13 protein-coding genes are annotated in these 15,939 nt (G+C 70.0%); 4 read left to right on the plus strand and 9 right to left on the minus strand.

From position 1 onward, the window contains the following. Nucleotides 1–86 precede the first annotated feature (86 nt). The 9 genes from VF289_RS10475 to VF289_RS10515 form a co-directional block, all read right to left on the minus strand. The gene (locus tag VF289_RS10475) at nucleotides 87–1,487 is read right to left on the minus strand and encodes a GntP family permease (RefSeq protein ID WP_330883787.1); all 1,401 of its coding nucleotides are present in this window, start codon (nucleotides 1,485–1,487) and stop codon (nucleotides 87–89) included. A gap of 167 nt (nucleotides 1,488–1,654) precedes the next feature. Beyond that, nucleotides 1,655–2,626, minus strand: coding sequence for a 3-hydroxyacyl-CoA dehydrogenase family protein (locus tag VF289_RS10480; protein WP_330883789.1), 972 nt, complete (start codon nucleotides 2,624–2,626; stop codon nucleotides 1,655–1,657). A gap of 216 nt (nucleotides 2,627–2,842) precedes the next feature. Beyond that, nucleotides 2,843–4,333, minus strand: a complete 1,491-nt coding sequence (locus tag VF289_RS10485) for a tripartite tricarboxylate transporter permease (protein ID WP_330883791.1) — start codon at nucleotides 4,331–4,333, stop codon at nucleotides 2,843–2,845. Between the two features lie 12 nt (nucleotides 4,334–4,345). Next, nucleotides 4,346–4,873 carry a tripartite tricarboxylate transporter TctB family protein gene (locus VF289_RS10490; RefSeq protein ID WP_330883793.1) on the minus strand — a complete coding sequence of 176 codons (528 nt, stop codon included), beginning with the start codon at nucleotides 4,871–4,873 and terminating at the stop codon, nucleotides 4,346–4,348. Further along, nucleotides 4,870–5,817 carry a tripartite tricarboxylate transporter substrate binding protein gene (locus VF289_RS10495; RefSeq protein WP_330883795.1) on the minus strand — a complete coding sequence of 316 codons (948 nt, stop codon included), beginning with the start codon at nucleotides 5,815–5,817 and terminating at the stop codon, nucleotides 4,870–4,872. Before VF289_RS10495 ends, VF289_RS10490 begins: the two co-directional genes overlap by 4 nt. A gap of 38 nt (nucleotides 5,818–5,855) precedes the next feature. Then, nucleotides 5,856–6,860: a 4-hydroxythreonine-4-phosphate dehydrogenase PdxA gene (locus VF289_RS10500; protein WP_330883797.1), complete on the minus strand. Its 1,005-nt coding sequence runs from the start codon at nucleotides 6,858–6,860 to the stop codon at nucleotides 5,856–5,858. A gap of 249 nt (nucleotides 6,861–7,109) precedes the next feature. Then, nucleotides 7,110–7,913 carry an SDR family NAD(P)-dependent oxidoreductase gene (locus VF289_RS10505; RefSeq protein WP_330883799.1) on the minus strand — a complete coding sequence of 268 codons (804 nt, stop codon included), beginning with the start codon at nucleotides 7,911–7,913 and terminating at the stop codon, nucleotides 7,110–7,112. Nucleotides 7,914–7,944: 31 nt separating this feature from the next. Then, on the minus strand, nucleotides 7,945–8,865 hold the full coding sequence (locus VF289_RS10510; protein WP_330883801.1) for a sugar phosphate isomerase/epimerase family protein: 921 nt from the start codon (nucleotides 8,863–8,865) through the stop codon (nucleotides 7,945–7,947). 185 nt (nucleotides 8,866–9,050) lie between these two features. After that, entirely contained in the window at nucleotides 9,051–9,890 is an 840-nt protein-coding gene (locus VF289_RS10515; protein WP_330883803.1) for a FadR/GntR family transcriptional regulator, read from the minus strand. A 207-nt stretch (nucleotides 9,891–10,097) separates the two neighbouring features. On the opposite strand from VF289_RS10515, the gene VF289_RS10520 reads away from it, so the two are divergent. The 4 genes from VF289_RS10520 (at nucleotide 10,098) to VF289_RS10535 (ending at nucleotide 15,441) form a co-directional block, all read left to right on the plus strand. Continuing rightward, the gene (locus tag VF289_RS10520; protein ID WP_330883805.1) at nucleotides 10,098–10,922 is read left to right on the plus strand and encodes a sugar phosphate isomerase/epimerase family protein; all 825 of its coding nucleotides are present in this window, start codon (nucleotides 10,098–10,100) and stop codon (nucleotides 10,920–10,922) included. 141 nt (nucleotides 10,923–11,063) lie between these two features. Continuing rightward, nucleotides 11,064–11,966, plus strand: coding sequence for a phosphogluconate dehydrogenase C-terminal domain-containing protein (locus VF289_RS10525; RefSeq protein WP_330883807.1), 903 nt, complete (start codon nucleotides 11,064–11,066; stop codon nucleotides 11,964–11,966). A 67-nt stretch (nucleotides 11,967–12,033) separates the two neighbouring features. Continuing rightward, nucleotides 12,034–13,515, plus strand: a complete 1,482-nt coding sequence (locus VF289_RS10530) for an SLC13 family permease (RefSeq protein ID WP_330883809.1) — start codon at nucleotides 12,034–12,036, stop codon at nucleotides 13,513–13,515. Between the two features lie 210 nt (nucleotides 13,516–13,725). Continuing rightward, nucleotides 13,726–15,441, plus strand: coding sequence for a dihydroxyacetone kinase family protein (locus VF289_RS10535; RefSeq protein ID WP_330883811.1), 1,716 nt, complete (start codon nucleotides 13,726–13,728; stop codon nucleotides 15,439–15,441). Nucleotides 15,442–15,939: the final 498 nt, after the last annotated feature.

Below are 15,939 nucleotides of genomic sequence, written 5' to 3' on the forward strand. Positions count from 1 at the left end.
CCTTCTTCCGATGGGCAGGAGCGGAACGGGAACGTGCGAGGGCCGATGCGACATCGCGCACCGGCCCTCACTCTGTCAGACGCAGATCAGGCGACGATGACGAACACCACCGCCGACAGCGCGAAGCCGACGAGCGAGATGGTCGTGCCCACGACGGACCAGGTCTTGAAGGTGGTCACGGTGTCGAAGCCACAGAACTTGCCGATCAGCCAGAAACCGGAGTCGTTCACGTGCGACCAGCCGATCGAGGCGGCACCGATCGCGATGACCATGGCGGCCACGGCGACCGAGCTGAAGTCTCCGCCCGCGATCGCCGGAGCCATGATCGCGGCGCCGGTGGTGGCAGCAACGGTGGCCGAGCCCTGGGCGATGCGCATGGCCATGGTCACGAGGTAGGCGGAGACGATGAGCGGAAGGCCCATCGCATCCAGACCGTTCGCGATCTCGGTGCCGATGCCGGTCTCGGTGAGGATGCGGCCGAAGGCGCCGCCCGCACCGGTGATCAGAATGATCGAGCAGACGGGAGCGAGCGCGTCATCCACCAGATCCTCGAGCAGCCCGCCGACCTTCTGACCGCGGCGGCGCCGCGGGATCACGTACAGCAGCAGCATCGCGGTCAGCGCGGACAGCGCCATGGCCACCGGGGTCGCCCCGAGGAGGCGGGAGAACTCGAAGAAGATGTTGTCATCGCCGACCGTGCCGGACTTCTCGAGGGTCGCCATGCCGGTGTTGAAGAAGATCAGCACCAGCGGCATGAGCAGCACCACGATGATCGAGCCGAAGGCGGGACGCTCATCCTTCGGGACGTCTCGCGGCTCGCCGAGCAGCGCCGGCACCGGGGTGTTCGGGAACCGCTTGGCGATGGCGACAGCGACCAGGTAGCCACCGAAGTACCAGGTGGGGAGACCGATGAGGAGGCCGATGACGATCACGAGGCCGACGTCCACGCCCATGACGGTGGCGGCGGCGGTGGGGCCCGGATGCGGGGGCAGCAGGGCGTGCATCATCATGAACGACGCGATCGACGGCAGCACATAGAGCATGAAGGAGCCGCCGAGACGCCGGGCGACGGTGTAGATCACCGGCAGCATCACGATGAAACCGGCGTCCAGGAAGATCGGGAAGGCGTAGAACAGCGAGGCGACGGCGAGCGCGAGCGGAGCTCGCTTCTCCCCGAAGGTGTCGAGCATCTTGTCGGCGAGCACCTGGGCGCCGCCGGTGATCTCGATGAGTCGTCCCAGTACGGCGCCGAAGCCGACCAGGAGGGCGACCGTGCCGACGGTCGTGCTGAAGCCGGAGATCACCACGTCGATGACGTCACCGACGCCGATCCCGGCCGCGAGGCCGGTGGCGACCGCGACGATCAGGAGGGAGAAGAAGGCGTGCAGGCGCACTTTGATGATGAGGACGAGCAGGACGGCGATCGCGATGACCGCGATCGACAGAAGCAGCCAGACGGGCCGGTCTGCGAGGACGAGTTCTTCCACAGCGGTTTCTCCTGAGGATGGGTGGGCTCACGACGTCGGGAGTCACGGAGCGCGAACGCTCGGGACCCGGGCTCGAGCACGGGTCCCGAGCGTTCGGCTCAGGCCCCGGGCGGCGATGCCCGGACGACGGGCAGCGCCCGTGGGATGAAGAAGGGGAAGGGTGGGGGTCAGTCGTTCTTCGGGAGGGGCTTGGGGGCCGGACCGAGCTCCGCCAGGAGCTGGGACATCTTGGCGTACGCCTTGTTGCGATAGGCGACCAGCTCCGCGGCGGTGGCCTCGTCGTAGTCGCCGAGCAGGCCCTTGCCGTTCTTGACGCCCTTGCGGTCCGCAGCGACGGCGTCGGCGAGGATCTTCGGGGTGGACAGGCGGTCCCCGAAGGCGTTCTCGAAGGTGACGAAGGAGTTCGCGTAGACGTCCGCACCGGCCTGGTCGACGATCGCGAAGGGCCCGAAGAAGCCCAGGCGGAAGCCGAAGGTGGTCCGGACGATGGTGTCGACGTCCTCCGCGGTGGCGACGCCCTCCTCGACCACCGAGGTGGCCTCCTTCAGCAGCGCGTACTGGAGGCGGTTCAGCACCATGCCGGGGGTGTCCGCGACCTGCGCGCCCTGGTTGCCGCTCTTCTCGAGCAGCTCCTTGACGGCGGCGACGGCCTCGGGGGTGGTGTCCTTCCCGGCCACGAGCTCGACGCCCGGGATGAAGGGCGCGGGGTTCGAGAAGTGGACGGTGAGGAACCGCTCGGGGTGCTTCACCGCGCTCTCGAGCTCCTTGACCGGGATGGTCGAGGTGTTGGTGCCGATGATCGCGTCGGGGCGGGCGTGCTCGGAGATCTTTGCGAGCACGTCGCGCTTGACGTCGATCCGCTCGAACACGGCCTCCTCGATGAAGTCGACCTCCGCGACGGCCTCTTCGATCGTCTTGCCGGCGGAGATGTTCTTCGCGACGAGGTCCGCGGAGCCGGGGGCGTACAGACCCTGCTCCTCGAAGTCGCGGGCCTCCTTCTGGAGGCGCTCGAGGGAGGCGTCGGCGACGGCGACGTCGACATCGGCGATGGTCACCTGGAAGCCGGCGATGGCCAGGACCTGGGCGATGCCGCCGCCCATGTAGCCGGCGCCGACGATCGTCACGGTGGAGATGGTCATGAGATGAACTCCTTCGTCCGGGTTGCGCGCCGTCCCGGAGGACGGAGCCTGTACCGCCGGTGCCACGGCCGGAGCCGTCGGGCGGATGCAGCTTCGAGGATAGTGATCCTATTGGATATCGGCTACCCCTGTGGAGCACCGCACCGCGGACCCCTCGTGACCGGTGCCCCTCACGATCTCGCGCCGCCCTCGGCCCGGCTCCGAGGGCGGCGCTCCTCAGGCCGCCGCGACGGTCCGATGCGAGCGGAGGGCGCGCAGGACCACGGGTGCCGCGCCGAGGACGACGGCGAGCACCAGGATCACCACGGCCACCGGGGAGCCGAGGATGATCGACAGGTCCCCGCGCCCGAAGGCGGAGGTCTGCACGAGGGCCTTCTCCGTCATCGGGCCGAGGATGAGCCCCAGGATGAGCGGGGCGCTCGGGTAGTCGAACCGCTTGAGGAAGTACCCGAGCAGGCTCGCGATCACGACCACCACCAGGGCGAAGGTGTTTCCGGCGACTGCGAACGCCCCGATCAGGCTGAAGAAGATGATGAACGGGTAGAGGTGGTTGTAGGGCAGGCGCAGGATCTGGGCGAAGAACGGGGCCAGCGGCAGGTTCAGCACCAGCAGGATCACGTTCCCGATGAAGAACGAGGTGATCAGGCCCCACACCAGAACGGGCTCCTCCTCGAAGAGGAGGGGACCGGGCTGGATCCCGTACATGATGAACGCCCCCAGCAGCACGGCCGTGGTGGAGCCGCCCGGGACGCCCAGCGCCAGCGTGGGGATGAAGTTCGCGTTGGCCGCGGAGTTGTTCGCCGACTCCGGGGCTGCGACACCGCGGATCGCCCCCTTGCCGAACTCCTCGGGATGCTTGGAGACGGACTTCTCCACGCCGTAGGCGAGGAAGCTCGCCAGGGTCGACCCGGCACCGGGCAGCGAGCCGAAGACGAAGCCGAGGCCGGTGCCGCGGCCGATCGCCGGAGCGGCCTCCTTCAGCTCCTTCCGGGAGATCATGAGGTCTCGGAAGCGGGCGCGGATCGGCTCCGCCCCACCCTGGGAGATCTGGGTGAGGACCTCACCGATCGCGAAGACACCGATCATGACGACCACGAAGTCGAGGCCGCCCAGCAGGTTCACGCTGCCGCCGGTGAAGCGGGCGGTCGTGAAGCCCATCGCGACGCCGACCGTGGAGAGCAGGATGCCGAGGCCCGCCATCATCAGGCCCTTCGAGACGCTGCCGCCGGAGAAGGACACGATGGTGGCCAGGGCGAACACCATGATGGCGAGGTTCTCGACCGGGCCGAAGTTCAGGGCGAGGTCCGCGATGGGAGCGGCCAGCGCCGCGAGCAGCAGCACCGAGACGATCGCTGCGACGAAGGAGCCGATCGCGGAGATCGCGAGGGCCGCGCCGGCCCGGCCCTTACGGGCCATCGCGTAGCCGTCGATGACGGTGGAGACGGCGTTGGCGTCGCCCGGCGTCGCGATGAGGACGGCGGAGATCGTCGAGCCGTACTGGCAGCCGTAGTAGATGCCCGCGAGCATGATGAGCGCGGTCAGGGGGTCCATCCCGAGGGTGAGCGGGATCAGGATCGCGATGCCGGTCGTGGCCCCGAGGCCGGGCAGCATGCCGATCACGGTGCCGGCGACGACGCCGATCAGGCACCAGAGGAGGTTCTCCGGGGAGAGCGAGGCCGCGAAGCCGGTGGCAAGGTTGTCGATCATCGGTCACTCGCCTCAGATCAGGCCGAGGAGGCCGGTGGGAAGGGATACGTTCAGGAGGGTGGCGAACACGAGCCAGCCGAACAGCCCCGCGGCGGCGGTGGCGATCAGCGCGATCGCGGGCCGAGAGCGGTCGTTGACCAGGAACAGCGCGCCGACCAGGAGCGACACCGAGATCAGCATGCCGATCAGGAAGGTCGCCCCGACAGCGAGCACGATCAGCAGGAAGATCGTGGCGACCAGGCGGGCGTCCGTACGGGGAGCACCCGTGCCCTCGGCGACGGCCTCGGGATGAGCCGGCTCGTCCGGACCCTCCGACAGAACCTCCGGCGCGTGCACGGGCGTCCGCAGCCGGGCGACCGCCTGCACGGCGACGGTCAGCAGCATCAGGATGCCGGCGGCGAACGGCATGAGGCCCGGGCCGACGCGCTCCTCGAGCTCCAGGCCGTAGCCGATGCCGCCGATGATCGCGGCGAGTCCGAGGACCGCCACCACCGCGAGGAAGATCAGCTGTTCTCGCTTCTCGCGAGCGGTCTGTGTCATGAGAAGGCCTCCGCGAGGTCGTCGTTGTACTGCGTGAAATACTCACCGAGCTCGGCACCGAACAGAGGCGCCTCGACCAGGAAGTTCTCTGCGAGGTAGGAGCGGTACTCCTCCGTCTCCGCGTACTCGCGGGCGGCCTGGATCCAGGTCTCGGCCGCCTCGTCGCTGATGCCTCCGGCGGCGATCACGGCGCGGAACTGGGCGAAGGCCACGTTCAGTCCCTGCTCGAGCCCGGTCGGGATGTCCGCGAGCTCCTCGGCCTCGTAGCGCTCCGGGGCCAGTGCGCACAGGGCGAGGAGGTCGCCGGACTGCAGCTGTCCGAGCACCTCGCTGGGGTTCAGCGAGGCGGCCTCGATGTGTCCTCCCAGCAGCGCTGCGAGCACCTCGCCGCCGGACTCGTACGGGACGCGGTCGAACTCGACCTGCTGGTCGTCCTCGATGAAGGAGAAGAGGATCTCGTCGAGGCTCGTCGCCCCGGAGACCCCGACCAGGATGCTGCGCTCCCGCGCCGCATCCACCAGGTCCATCCCGGTCTCGTACCCGGCGTCGGGCCGGGTGACGAGCAGCGCGAAGTCGTCACCGGCCTTGAAGATCGGGGTGAAGTCCTCGTAGGAGAACCTCACGTCCTGGGTGAGGGCGAGCGCCATCAGAGCGGTCTCGGTGGCGAGCAGCTTGGAGCCGTCACCCTCCATCCCGAGGAACTCGGAGTAGCCGATGGCCCCCGAGCCGCCCTGGATGTTCTCCACGGAGATGGTGCGGCCGGTGGCGCGCTCGAGGCCGTCCCCGAGGGCCCGACCGGACTGGTCGGAGCCGCCACCGGGGGCGAACGGCACGATCATCGTGACGCTCGAGGTCGAGGGTCCTGCCTCCCCGCGGGAGCAGCCCGCGAGGGCGGCGGCGGCGAGCGGAGCCGCCACCAGGGCATGGCGTCGTGTCAGGTGCACCGTGCCTCCTTGCATGGTGTGAAGGGATGAGGGTCCGGTCAGGCGTGGCGCCGTGCGGCGGTCTGCACGCCGAGGCCCACGGCGATGTCGAAGGCACGCTGGCTGGGGCCGATGCTCGCCACGTTCTGACCGACGATCTCGTAGGCGGTGCCATGGGCCGGGGTGGCGATCGGGACCGGCAGCCCGCCCTGGACCGTCACGCCGTCGGAGAAGCCGATCAGCTTCATCGCGATCTGTCCCTGGTCGTGGTACATCGTCACGACGCCGTCGTACTCGCCGTCGCGCGCCTTGATGAAGATCGTGTCGCTGGGGAACGGGCCGGACACGTCGATCCCGTCGACCTCGCGTGCCAGCTCGACACCGGGGCGGATGTGGTCGATCTCCTCCCGGCCGAACTGGCCGTTCTCGCCGGCGTGAGGGTTCAGCGCGGCGACGGCGAGGCGCGGTGCGTCGATGCCGGAGCCGGCCACCACGTCGCGCAGCAGGCCGACGGCCTGCCGCACCCGCCCGGCGCTGATCTGGGGTGCGACCTCGGAGACCGGGATGTGGGAGGTGACCCGGGAGGTGATGAGGCCGGGGATCACGTTGACCTCGCTGGTGAAGCCGTCGAAGCCGAGCTTCTTGGCGAACCAGCGCAGCTCGTCCTCCTCGTGCATACCGGCGAGGTGGAGGGAGGTCTTGTTCAGCGGGAGGAACATGATCGCGTCGGCCTCACCGGCCTGGAACAGCGCGAGCGCCTTCTCCAGGTCACGGATCACCCGCTCGCCGGCCTTGACGGTGGTCTCGCGCAGCGGCACCTCGACGTCCTGCAGATCGGAGCCGATGAGGTGGACGGCACCGGTGGTCGGCTCGTCCGCGACCGGGATCTCGACGCCTGCGGCCTCCGAGGCGGCCGCGAGCTCGCCCGGGGAGACGAGGGCGGAGATCCGGGCGGCGTCGAGGTTCTTCGGGTCGGAGAGCAGGCGCACGGCGAGCTCGGGACCGATGCCGGAGAAGTCTCCGAAGGTCAGGGCGATTCGGGGTGCGAGTGCGGGTGCGGGCATCTTCGTCCTCCAGCAGATGCGGAGCTCCAGCGGTGCACGGCATCGTTCCGGCGCCGGGGGAGTCTCCAAAATAAAATAGGATCTAGGAATAGTGAACGGTCTCTCAGACCGATTGTCAAGAGACGCTCGGAGCCCTTCTGGGGCCTGTCTCCCCAGGTCAGAGGGCACGCCGAAGACCCTGCGGGCGCTCGGCCCCAGGGTCCGCGGACAGGGTGACGGGTCCCGGGGCGCAGCCCCGGATCCGTCCGATCAGTGCATGTGCTTGCCGCCGTCGACGCTGATCGACGTGCCGTTGACGTAGCTCGAGTCCTCACCGACCAGGAAGGCGACCAGGCCCGCGACCTCCTGGGGCTGACCCACGCGCTGCAGCGGGATGTTCTCGCTCATGCCGGCCTTGCGGTCGTCGGTCAGGGTGCCGCCCATGATGTCGGTGTCGATGGGGCCGGGCAGGATGACGTTGGCGGTGATGCCGTGGACTCCCAGCTCACGGGCGGCACCGCGGGTCAGGCCCTGGATCGCGGCCTTCGCGGCGGCGTAGCCGGACTTCGAGAAGGTGCCGCCGCCGTCCAGGGCGGTGATCGAGGCGGTGTTGACCACACGACCCCCGACGCCTCCGGCGATCATGCGCCTCGCCGCGGCCTGGGTCATCAGCAGGGTGCCCTTGGCGTTGACGTCCATGACTCGGTCCCAGCTCTCCGGGGTGATCTCCATCAGCGGCTGCGGAGAGGGGATCCCGGCGAGGTTCACGAGCGCCACCAGCTGCGGCATCTCGGCATCGACGCGGGAGAAGCCCGCCTCGACCGAGGCGGGGTCGGCGACGTCGATGCCCACACCGAGGACTGTCAGCCCGGAATCGGCGGGGATCTCCTGATTCAGCTCGGCCGCGAACGCCTCGACGGCGGAGCCGTCGATGTCGGCCGCGACCACGCTCCAACCCTCGGCGACGAGCTTGCGGACGACGTGGCGGCCGATGCCGCGCGCGGCGCCGGCACCGGTCACGACGGCCGTGCGCGCCTCGGGGAAGGGCTGGACGCGATGGATCTCGAGGGTCATGGTGTCTCCTTCGACAGGTGGACGGCGAGAGTCAGGCCAGCGCTGAGGTCAGCACCTGGCGGATGTACTGGACGTTCTCGGCGATCACGCCGAGGGAGTCGGAACCGTAGTGCTCACAGCAGAACGGCCCGGTGTAGCCGAGCTCGAGCGCCCGACGGATCACGGTGCGGTAGTTGATGTAGCCGTACTTCAGCGGCATCGGCGCGCTCGAGTAGGCGCCCGTCGCCGGATCCAGGTCGCGGGTGTAGTTCTTGATGTGCCAGAAGTTCGAGTGCGGCAGGACCTTCTCGAACATGTCTGGCCAGGGCTCGACCTCGCGGTGCAGCCGCACCAGGTTCCCGATGTCAGGGTTCAGGCCCACGGCGTCGTGGTCGACATCCTGGAGGAAGGCGACGGCCTCGTCGGCGGTGCCGACGTAGGTGTCCTCGTACATCTCGAGGCTCAGCTGGATGCCCTGCGCCTTCGCGGCGTCGCCGAGCTCGCGGACGCGCTCGATGGCGAGGTCCCGCAGTGCGGGGTCGTCCACGTGCCCGTCCTCGAGCCAGAACCAGATCGCCTCAGCCTGCTTCTCGGTGATGGCCTGCATGAAGCCGGTGTTCACGACCGTGACGCCGAAGCTCGGGGCCAGCTCGATGAAGCGGTGCGCATCGGCGAGGTTCTGCTCGCCGTGGTGCACATCCACGACGGAGTTGCGGGTCATGGAGATCGAGGAGAGGGACATCCCCTCGCCGTCGAGCACGCGACGGAACTCCTCGATGCGCTCGTCGCTCAGCTTCGCGAGCGGCAGCCAGGCGTCCGTGGGGTCGACGTGGTCGACGCCGAGCTCCTTGACCTGGCGCAGCTGCGAGGCCCAGACGCTGGAGGAGGCCTCCAGCGTGGGCGTGCCGTCCGAGGTGGTGCTGCCGAACGAGAGCATGTTGGCGCCGATGGGCCAGTTCTCTGCCGTGAACATCGTTGTCCCTTCATGGGGGCGGAAGTGTCTGAGGGTGATCCTATAGGATAGACGGACCGGAGGACAGCCCCGAGGGCTCGGGCGCGCCCCCCGGCGGCAACGAACGGCGGCAGCGCCCGCGCCCGCGAGGCAGCCGGCTCCCGGCGCCGCGGTCACCCGGTCACCCGGTCACCGAGGCCCGGAGATCACCGCAACCTCGTCTCTCCGCCGTCGACGTGGCCCCGATGACCCTCGGGACCGTCCGCGTCGCGCAGGATCCGGACCGTCGCGGTCCCCATGTGCCGCGCCATCGCGGCGGAGGCGGCCTCGACGTCCCGGTCGGCGATGGCGCGGGCGATCTCGCCGTGCTCGCGGATCGCGTCCTCGATGTCCGAGCGGCGGTCCACGGAGTTCTCGAACCACACGCGCAGCAGCGTGCGCGTCGTCGAGAGGATCTCCGAGAGCAGCCGGTTCCCACCGATCAGCGCGAGTTCGCGATGGAAGGCGATGTCCGCTTCGACGTACCGCTCGTGGTCGTCGACCGCCTCGCGCTGCACCTCGACGAGCTCGAGCAGGTGTCGAGCCTGCTCCTCGGTCCGCTGGGTCGCGGCGAGCTCGGCGGCGCTGCGCTCGAGCGCGGAGCGGACCACGGTCAGTTCGGAGGTGCGGTCCTGATCCAGCAGCAGGGACCACGACAGGGTGCTGGGCAGCAGCTCGGACGTCCCCGAGCGCAGATAGGTGCCAGATCCGGCACGTGTCTCGACGATCCCCAGCACCTCGAGCGCCGAGATGGCCTCCCGCACGGCGCTCCGCCCGACCCCGAGATCCTCCGCGAGCGACCTCTCCCCCGGCAGGCGGTCCCCGGGCCGCATGCTCTCGCCGAGCAGCAGGTCCAGCAGACGGAAGGTCACCGCGCTGCTCGGGGAGCGGCCTATGCGCAGCGGGACCTCCGGCGCACCCGGCTCCGCCCCGGAGGAGCTCAGCAGGGAGGGCGAGCCCTGCCTGCCCGGGCGGTCCTGCGGGGCGGGGGATGTCGTCGCGTTCACGGTTCTCAGCCTACCGGCGGCATGCCACCTCCCCACTCCGGATTGGCCAACCGGTTGACCAGTTGGGGGTTCCGCCTCTAGGGTGCTCGCAACAGCACGCACTCGGAGCGGCTGCGGACAGGCGCGAGGACCACTCGCCGCGACGAGAGCGCACCCCTGCCGCACCGGCCCCGACCACCGCGACGCACACGACGGAGTGATCAGCGCATGAAGATCGGCATCGGCACCTACGCCCTGTTCTGGGAGTTCTCGGACCGCAACCCCGAGCCGTTGGGCATCGCCGGAATGATCGACCGCGCCGCCCAGCTGGGCTGTGACGTCTTCCAGATCTGCGACGACCCCCGTATCGAGGAGCTCGATGCGCACGCCCTGCGGGAGCTGCGCGAGCGCGCCGAGATCCTGGGCCTGGACCTCGAGCTCGGCACGCGCACCATCGGCCGCGACCACCTGGCCCGCTACCTCGACATCGCCGAGACGCTCGGGGCCCGGACCCTGCGCACGATGATCCAGACCCACGAGATCGACGCCGGCCCCGAATCGGCCGTCACCGAGCTGCGCGCCACCGTCCCTCGCGTGGAGAGCGGCGACATCACCCTCGCGCTCGAGACCTACGAGCAGGTCCCCACCGCGACCCTGCGCGGCATCGTCGACGCGCTCGACTCCCCCCGCGTCGGCATCTGCCTGGACCCCGCAAACTGCGTCTCCGCCCTGGAGCACCCCAAGGACGTGGTCGAGTCCTGCGCAGACCGCACCGTGAACCTGCACGTGAAGGACTTCGCCTTCGCCCGCCAGGAGGGCTGGGTCGGGTTCACCTACTCCGGAGCACCCCTCGGCGAGGGCCTGCTCGACCTCGACCACGAGCTCGGCGCGGTCTACGCCGACGGCCGCTCCCCGAGCGCCATCGTCGAGCACTGGCTGCCCTGGCAGGGAGACCTCTCGACCACCCTGGCCGAGGAGAGGGCCTGGACCGATCGCACCCTGGCCGCTCTGCGCGACTGGCGGTCCGTGCACCGCCCGCCGGCGTCCGCCTGACCGCTGCGGGGCCACGGCCAGCGCCCCGAGGCCTGCCCACCTGCCCCACCCCACATCCTGCGGCCCCGCGTCGCACCGCACCGCGGCACCGCCGCGACCATCCCGCGACGCCCCCGTCGCACCGTCACGAAGGAGTCACCGATGACCAGCACCAAGGAACTGAACCCCCTCTACGGCAAGTCCGTCGAGCTCGACCCCTCGATCAGCGTCGCCGTCGTCGGCGCCGCGGGCAAGATGGGTACCCGCGTCTCCAACAACCTCAACCTCACCGACGCCCCCATCTACTACGTCGAGGCGTCCGAGGCCGGCCAGGAGCGCCTCCAGGAGCTCGGCCGTGAGGTCTCCACCCTGGAGGAGGCGGCACAGGCGGCCGACGTGGTGATCCTCGCGGTGCCGGACGTCATCCTCGGGAAGATCTCCGAGCAGGCCGTGCCCCTCATGAAGGACGGCTCCGTCCTCCTGACCCTCGATCCGGCCGCCGCCTACGCCGGACTCCTCGCCGAGCGCGAGGGCGTCCACCAGGCGTGCGCACACCCGGCCCACCCGTCCGTCTTCCTGGAGCGCACCACCAAGGAGGAGTGGGCCGACACCTTCGGCGGGATCGCCGCTCCGCAGGAGGTCGTCGCCGCGTACGAAGGAGGGGACGAGCAGATCCGGGACACGACCGCCCAGGTCATCCGCGCCATCTACGCCCCCGTCATCGACGTGCACTGGGTGACCGTCAAGCAGCTCGCCCAGCTCGAGCCGACCCTGGTCGAGACCACCGGCTGCATGATCGGCCAGTTCCTCAAGGACTCCATGGACCACGCCATCCACGAGGTCGGAATCCCGGAGGAGGCCGTCAAGGCACTGTTCTACGGCCACATCTTCATCTCCCTCACGAATGCGCTCCGGGGATCGAACCCGTTCTCCGAGGCCTGCCTGCGGGCCATGGACTACGGCCGCGAGAGCATCATCAAGCCCGACTGGACCAAGGTCTGGGACGACGAGGAGCTCGACAAGGTCCTGGCCCAGATGCTGAACCTCGACAAGATCGAGCGCTGACCAGAACCGACTCCGCGCCGGGGGCGGCCGACGACGGTCGCCCTCGGTCTCATCGAAAGGTCTCGCAATGGACCCCCTCCTGCTCGTCGCCATCGCCGTCGGCGCGATCGCGATCCTGCTCTTCGCAGTCATCAAGCTGAAATGGCCCGCCTTCGTCGCACTGCTGTTCGTCGCCGTGCTAACGGCCCTCGCCGGCGGTGTCGCGGTCCAGGACGTCGTGCCCCTCATGATCGAGGGCATGGGCGGCACCCTGGGCAGCGTCGCCCTGCTGGTCGGTCTCGGCGCGATGCTCGGCGGCATCATCGAGAAGACCGGCGGTGCCGAGGTCATCGCCCACGCCGCCGCCCGCGCCCTCGGCGAGAAGCGGCTCGAGCAGGCCCTGCTGATCGCGTCCGGCCTCGTCGCCATCCCGATCTTCTTCGACGTCGCCTTCATCATCCTGGTCCCGATCATCTTCGCCTTCGCGAAGGCCGCCGGGCACCGCGGACCGGTGGCGATCGGCATGCCGATCGCCGTGTTCATGGTGTTCCTCCACAACACCGTCCCGCCCCATCCCGGCGTGGTCGGCTCCACCACCCTGCTCGGCCAGGACCTCATGGGTCTGGTCACGATCTCCGGCATCGTGCTCGCGATCCCGATGGGACTGCTGGTGTACGTCGTCGGCAAGCGCGTGACCTCTCGGGTCTTCGCCCTCTCCCCGGAGATCGAGCAGAAGTACGCCGCGGCCGGTGCCGCGACCTTCGGTCGCAGCGGCGCGGTCGGCGAGCGCGCAGACTCCCCCGTCGGCCCCACCGGATCCTCCGTCGGCACGGCCGATGCGGGACCGGGGACCGCGAGCTCGGGGACGGCTGTCACGGTCGCGCCCCTCTCCGACCGTCGCCCGCCGGCCGCACTGGTGGTCGCCCTGATCCTGCTGCCGATCCTGATGATCGCCGCCGGCACCGTCGGTGCGGTCATCTTCCCGGAAGGCTCCACCGCGGCGCACGTCGTGTCCTTCCTCGGCGCCCCGGCGTTCGCGCTCATGGTGGCCACGCTCGCCGCGATGTACCTGATGGGCATCATGCACGGCTGGGGCCGTGCGCAGATCAGTGAGGTGATGGACGGAGCCCTCGGCCCGGCCGCGATCGTCATCCTGGTCACCGGCGCGGGCGGCGTCTTCGCCAAGGTCCTCACCGAGACCGGGGTCGGAGATGCCGTCTCCGGGCTGCTCCTGGGCGCCGGCGTGCCGATCCTGCTGCTCGCCTTCCTGGTCGCGCTGGCGTTCAAGGTCGCACAGGGCTCGGGCACCGTGGCGACGCTCTCCGCCGCGGGCATCGTGCAGGGCACCGTGCTCGCCGGAGACTACTCCTCCATGCAGATCGTCCTGATCATCCTCGCGATCGGTCTGGGCTCCGTCTCGCTGTCGCACATCAACGACTCCGGGTTCTGGATCGCGACGAAGTTCCTGGGGCTCTCCGTGGCCGACGGTCTGCGGACATGGACCGTGATGACCTCCGTGCTGGGCTTCACCAGCATGGCGATCCTCGGCCTGGTCTGGCTCGTCGTCTGAGGCCCGGGAGCGGGCGTCCCTGCTCGGACGCCCGCTCCGGCACCGCTGACCGGGGGGCCCGCCCCGGCACCGCCGACCGGGGGCGGCTCTGACCTGTTTCCCGCCACCAGATTCCTATAGGATTACTGGGGCCGTGGGCGGCCACCCGCCCCGTCCCATCCACGACCACATGCCGCCCGCCCCGCGCGGCAGCCATCGGAGGAAACCACGATGACGTACCTCTTCAACGATCCGGCCGATTTCGCGAGCGATGCCGTCGCCGGCCTCGCCGCCGCCCACCCCGACCATGTCGCGGTCGTGCACGGCGGCGTGGTGCGCCCCACCGAGACCCCGCAGGGACAGCCCGCGCTGGTGATCGGCGGCGGCTCCGGCCACTACCCCGCCTTCGCCGGCTGGGTGGGACCGGGCATGGGCCACGGCGCACCCTGCGGCAACATCTTCGCCTCCCCCTCGGCCTCCCAGGTCTACTCGGTGGCCCGCAACGCCCAGAACGGCGGCGGTGTGATCCTCGGCTTCGGCAACTACGCCGGGGACGTGCTCCACTTCGGCGCCGCAGCGGAGAAGCTGCGCGCCGAGGGCGTCGACGTGCGGATCATCAAGGTCAGCGATGACATCGTCTCCAACTCCCCCGAGAACCATCGTGACCGTCGCGGCATCGCCGGCGACCTGCCGGTGTTCAAGATCGCCGGCGCCGCGATCGAGGCCGGCGCGGACATCGAGGAGGCCGAGCGGATCGCCTGGAAGGCCAATGACGCGACCCGCTCCTTCGGCGTCGCCTTCGACGGCCCCACCCTGCCCGGTGCGGAGGACGCGCTGTTCCATATCGAGGACGGTCAGATGGGCGTGGGCCTCGGCATCCACGGCGAGCCCGGCGTGCGCGACGAGGAGATCGGCACGGCCGACGAGATCGCGACCCTGCTGGTCGAGGGCGTCCTCGCCGAGCAGCCCGAGCGCGTCGAGGGCGGCTACCAGGGCCGCGCCGCAGTGCTCGTCAACGGCCTCGGCACCGTGAAGTACGAGGAGCTCTTCGTGGTCTACGCGAAGGTCGCCGAGCTGCTCGAGGCCGCGGGCATCACTCCGGTGCGCCCCGAGGTGGGCGAGCTCGTGACCAGCCTGGACATGTCCGGGCTCTCCCTGACGCTGGTCTTCCTCGACGAGGAGCTCGAGCAGCACTGGCTCGCCCCGGTGGACACCCCCGCCTTCCATCGCGGGGCGATGGAGCAGGTCGAGCGGACCCCGCGCACCTCCTACTGGGAGGCCGGGGCCGACGAGATCCCCGCCGCGAGCGAGGAGTCCCGCGCCGCGGCCGCGAAGGCCGCCGCCGTGCTGGACCTGTTCGAGTCGGTCTGCGCCCGCGAAGAGGCCGAGCTGGGCCGCATCGACGCGATCGCGGGCGACGGCGACCACGGCCAGGGCATGGCGTACGGCTCCAAGGGCGCGGCGGCCGCCGCGAAAGAGGCCCTCGAGGGCGGCGCCGGTGCACGCACGCTGCTGGTCCGCGCCGGCGAGGCCTGGTCGGAGTCGGCCGGCGGCACCTCCGGTGCGCTCTGGGGCGCGGCCCTGATCGCGGCCGGCGGCGTGTTCGATGACCAGGCCGGGTCCGAGGCCCGCACCGTCGTCGACGCGATCGACGCCGGCATCGACGCGGTCCAGCGCCTGGGCGGAGCGAAGGTGGGCGACAAGACCATGGTCGACGCCGCCGCGCCCTTCCGCGAGACCCTCGAGAAGGCGTTCACCGGCGACAATGCCGCAGCCGCGATCCTCGAGGCGGCGGAGGTCGCGCGCGAGGCGGCCGACGCCACCGCGGAGATCACCGCGAGCCTGGGTCGGGCACGTGTGCTCGGCGAGAAGTCCGTCGGCACGCCGGACCCGGGCGCGATCTCCTTCTCCATCCTTATGAAGGAGCTCGGGCAGCTCCTGTCCTGATCTGCGACGCCGGTGGCGTCTGGTCGGGCCGGTGGCTCTGCCATTCCCTGCCGACGTGGCAGGCCACCTGCCACTCCCCGCCGACGTGGCCTATCGTCGATAGTGCGTGGATCTGAGCCGTTCCGGTTCCGATCACGGCTGAGAACCACGCATTCGCGGCCGCTGCGGCCGACGGCTCGGGAGCTGCAGCCGACGTCACCGCCCGGCCGCGGCCGACGCCGAACGCCGCCGCGGCCGGTGCCGCCGCCCGACCGCAGCTGACACCGAATGCCGCCACCACTGACACCGACCACCTGCACGGGCCACGTTCACGGGCCCCTGCACCGATCACCACAACCCTCACCTCTCGAAGGAGATCATCATGGCTCTGACCATCATCACCGGATCCGACAACGCCGGGTACGGCCACAAGTCCGCGCTGAAGGAGCTGCTGGAGAGCGATCCGCGCGTCGAGAAGGTCATCGACGTGGGCGTCACCGGCCGCGAGGACGGCACCTA

The sequence above is a fragment of the Brachybacterium sp. genome (assembly GCF_036379615.1).
In the GTDB taxonomy this organism is placed as follows: domain Bacteria; phylum Actinomycetota; class Actinomycetes; order Actinomycetales; family Dermabacteraceae; genus Brachybacterium.

Excerpts from the sequence above, each read along its gene's own strand:
- VF289_RS10505 (WP_330883799.1), bottom strand. The coding sequence starts at position 7,913 with ATGACCCTCGAGATCCATCGCGTCCAGCCCTTCCCCGAGGCGCGCACG.
- VF289_RS10480 (WP_330883789.1), bottom strand. The coding sequence starts at position 2,626 with ATGACCATCTCCACCGTGACGATCGTCGGCGCCGGCTACATGGGCGGC.
- VF289_RS10485 (WP_330883791.1), bottom strand. The coding sequence starts at position 4,333 with ATGATCGACAACCTTGCCACCGGCTTCGCGGCCTCGCTCTCCCCGGAG.
- VF289_RS10520 (WP_330883805.1), top strand. The coding sequence starts at position 10,098 with ATGAAGATCGGCATCGGCACCTACGCCCTGTTCTGGGAGTTCTCGGAC.
- VF289_RS10535 (WP_330883811.1), top strand. The coding sequence starts at position 13,726 with ATGACGTACCTCTTCAACGATCCGGCCGATTTCGCGAGCGATGCCGTC.
- VF289_RS10530 (WP_330883809.1), top strand. The coding sequence starts at position 12,034 with ATGGACCCCCTCCTGCTCGTCGCCATCGCCGTCGGCGCGATCGCGATC.
- VF289_RS10500 (WP_330883797.1), bottom strand. The coding sequence starts at position 6,860 with ATGCCCGCACCCGCACTCGCACCCCGAATCGCCCTGACCTTCGGAGAC.
- VF289_RS10510 (WP_330883801.1), bottom strand. The coding sequence starts at position 8,865 with ATGTTCACGGCAGAGAACTGGCCCATCGGCGCCAACATGCTCTCGTTC.
- VF289_RS10490 (WP_330883793.1), bottom strand. The coding sequence starts at position 4,873 with ATGACACAGACCGCTCGCGAGAAGCGAGAACAGCTGATCTTCCTCGCG.
- VF289_RS10525 (WP_330883807.1), top strand. The coding sequence starts at position 11,064 with ATGACCAGCACCAAGGAACTGAACCCCCTCTACGGCAAGTCCGTCGAG.